This window comes from Mesorhizobium sp. M1396, from assembly GCF_040317725.1.
Taxonomy (GTDB): domain Bacteria; phylum Pseudomonadota; class Alphaproteobacteria; order Rhizobiales; family Rhizobiaceae; genus Mesorhizobium.
The window spans coordinates 1-3,109 of the sequence record NZ_JAMYLA010000130.1; the positions used below are offsets into that span (position 1 = coordinate 1).

The 3,109-nt window shown below is 61.9% G+C and carries 1 protein-coding gene and 2 pseudogenes; 2 read left to right on the plus strand and 1 reads right to left on the minus strand.

The window, feature by feature from the left end:
* The coding region (locus tag NKH02_RS34210; RefSeq protein ID WP_352884234.1) for an ISNCY family transposase at positions 1-1,004 on the plus strand (1,004 nt) is incomplete at its 5' end.
* Positions 1,005-1,388: 384 nt separating this feature from the next.
* On the opposite strand, the pseudogene NKH02_RS34215 reads toward NKH02_RS34210, so the two are convergent.
* Positions 1,389-1,888: pseudogene (locus NKH02_RS34215) on the minus strand (IS5 family transposase); the annotation flags it as partial.
* A 68-nt stretch (positions 1,889-1,956) separates the two neighbouring features.
* Between NKH02_RS34215 and NKH02_RS34220 the strand changes: the two are divergent.
* Positions 1,957-3,028 (plus strand): annotated as a pseudogene (locus tag NKH02_RS34220) (IS630 family transposase).
* Positions 3,029-3,109: the final 81 nt, after the last annotated feature.

The following is a 3,109-nucleotide window of genomic DNA, read 5'->3' on the forward strand; positions in this document are numbered from 1 at the left end:
CGATCCAGTACTTCCTTCTCAATGGCCATGCGATGATTCTCCTTTCCATCATCATGGCCTCACGCACAAGATTCCTGACAGTCCCCGGCAAGGTCGTACGTGTCGACAGCACCGTCACCGCAGCATTCATCCACACGCCAAGCGACAACAGCCTGTTATGGGACGCCGTGCGGGTGATGGTGCGGCTGCTCTACGCGGCCGATGCCCTGGGCAGCGCCACCCCATGGCATGATCACTGCCGCGCGGCGAAGAAGCGGGCCCGTACGATCGAGTATGCCCGCAGCCGCCTCCAACGGGTCAAGTCCTATCGCGAGCTGCTCAGGATCACCCACAAAACCCTTGCCTATCTGGACCAGGCGGCGGCGCAGTTGCCCCTGGCGACGGGCCCGGCCGGCGAACTCTGGCAGGCCACCGTCTGCCACTACCGGCCGCTGATCGAGCAGATCATCGCCCAGTCCGAGCGGCGGGTCCTGGGCGGCGAGGCGGTGCCCGCCGGCGAGAAACTGGTAAGCCTCTTCGAGCCGCATGCCGATATCATCGTCAAGGGCCGTCGCGATGTCGATTACGGCCACAAGATCAATCTGAGCAGAAGTGGCCTGATCCTGGATCTCGTCATCGAGGCCGGCAACCCGGCCGACAGCGAGCGTCTGCTGCCAATGCTGGAGCGCCACATCGCTTTTTATGGCCAAGCGCCGCGGCAGGCGGCCGCCGATGGCGGCTTTGCCAGCCGTGCCAATCTGAGCCAGGCCAAGGCCTGGGGCGTGCGCGACATGGCCTTCCACAAGAAGGCGGGCCTCAAAATAGAAGACATGGTCAAGAGCCGCTGGGTCTACCGCAAGCTGAGGAACTTCCGCGCCGGCATCGAGGCCGACATCTCCTGCCTGAAACGCGCCTACGGTCTGGCCTGCTGCACCTGGCGTGGGCTCACCCGCTTCAAGGCTTACGTCTGGTCCTCGGTGGTCGCTTACAACCTCGCCCTCTTCGCCCGCCTCACACCCAACTGACCTCCCACTCATCGGGTCGCCCTCAATGGGCATGCCGGCAAGCGCGGCCGATACCTTATGCCCGCATGACCGTTGCAAACAATCTCGGTCGCGATCTCAACGTCTCGCGCCATAACGCGCCGCAAGAACAGCATGAATTGGGCCGCCAAACTGGCTCAGAACACTCGCAAAAACAGCGTTTATGGATGCGCACTAGACTAAGCGCTGACCGCGAAGAGAAGCGAGTGACCCACGGAAACGGTCCAGAAAAAAGTGCAGAGCATCTTGACCAAAAGACCAAAACAGAGAGGCCTCTAATAAACCAGAGCGTGTCCATCGTGTGCATGAAGTCCGGCATATCCTACCATATTCGCTCGTTTGTCTAGGCCGTGGTGACGATTTAACCTATCTGAGCCAGATAGCGATGGCGGCGAGTTTAACGAAGCCCATGAAGTTGGCCAGCAGCTTGTCGTATCGTGTTGCGACGCGACGGAACTGCTTGAGCTTTTTGAAGAAGCGCTCAATGAGATTGCGCTCCTTGTAGAGGTGAGTGTTGTAGGGACGCTGGAGCTTGCGGTTGCGCTTTGGTGGAATGACGATTTCGGCTCCCGTCTGGGCGATCTTTTCGTGCAGGTGGTCGGCGTCATAGCCCTTGTCGGCGATCGTGGCACCGGCCTCGAAGCCATCGACGAGATCATGGGCAAAGGCGATGTCGTTGCGTTGTCCGGGGCTGGCGATCAGGCGGACCGGATTGCCGAGCGCATCGCCGGCGACGTGGATTTTGGTGCTCAGCCCGCCGCGAGACCGACCCAGGCCCTGGGCATCCGCCCCCCTTTTTCCTTGCGGGCGCCTGCGGCATGCTGATGCGCCCGCACGATGGTCGAGTCGATCATCAGCCATTCTAGTGGTTTCCGCTTAACACAAGAGTCCGGCTTGGGATTCCCTTTCGCGAGTGCGCATGCGAGTTTGGCGTATGCGCACAGGAATATCCCTCACCGTTTCGCCGATTGATCGCCAGCGCCTGAGCGCGCTATCGCAATGCGCCGCAGAAGCATGTTTGGCGCGCCGAGATCATTCTGTTGAGCGGCGACGGTGTGGGCACCGTCGAAATCATGCGGCAAACCGGCAAATCCAAGACCTGCGTATGGCGTTGGCGGGAGCGCTTCGCCACGGAAGGCTTCGAAGGACTGTTGCGCGACAAGACGCGGCCCTCGCGCATTGCGCCTCTCGGGCCTGAAGTAGCCGAGCGTGTGGTGGCGCTGACGTTGCAGGACCCGCCTGGCGAGACGACGCACTGGACCGCCGACAAGATGGCGGCCGCGGCCAGCATCAGCCCCAGTGCGGTGCGTCGCATCTGGAAGGCGCACGGGCTGCAGCCCAACCGCTGGCGCCAGTTCAAGCTCTCCAACGATCCGCAGTTCGTCGACAAACTGCGCGACGTCGTCGGCCTCTATGTCGATCCGCCGGCTCACGCCATCGTGCTGTCGGTCGACGAGAAGAGCCAGATCCAGGCGCTCGACCGCACCCAGCCCGGCCTGCCCATGAAGAAGGGCAGGCTCGGCACGATGACCCACGACTACAAGCGGCATGGCACGACCACCCTGTTTGCCGCTCTCAACGTGCTCGACGGCACCGTTATCGGCAAGAACATGCAGCGGCATCGCCATCAGGAGTTCATCCGCTTCCTCAACGCCATCGAGGCGCAAGTGCCGGCCAGCAAGGCCATCCACATCGTCCTCGACAACTACGCCGCCCACAAGCACCCCAAGGTGCGCGCTTGGCTCGACCGCCATCAGCGCTTCACCTTCCACTTCACGCCGACCTCGTGCTCGTGGCTCAACGCGGTCGAGGGTTTCTTAGCCAAGTTGTCGAAGCGTCGCCTCAAGCGCGGCGTCTTCCACTCCGTTGTCGACCTCCAGGCGGCAATCAACCGCTTCCTCCAAGAGCACAACCAGCAACCCAAACCCTTCTCTTGGACCGCCGACCCCGAAAAAATCATCGCCGCCGTCAAACGCGGGCACCAAGTGTTAGACTCTATCCACTAGCACTACTTTGGCAGTTTAGATTCGACGGCGTCGGCGAGGAGTTTCTCACAGTGGGGGCATCGCCTGGGTGGCGGCCGTGCG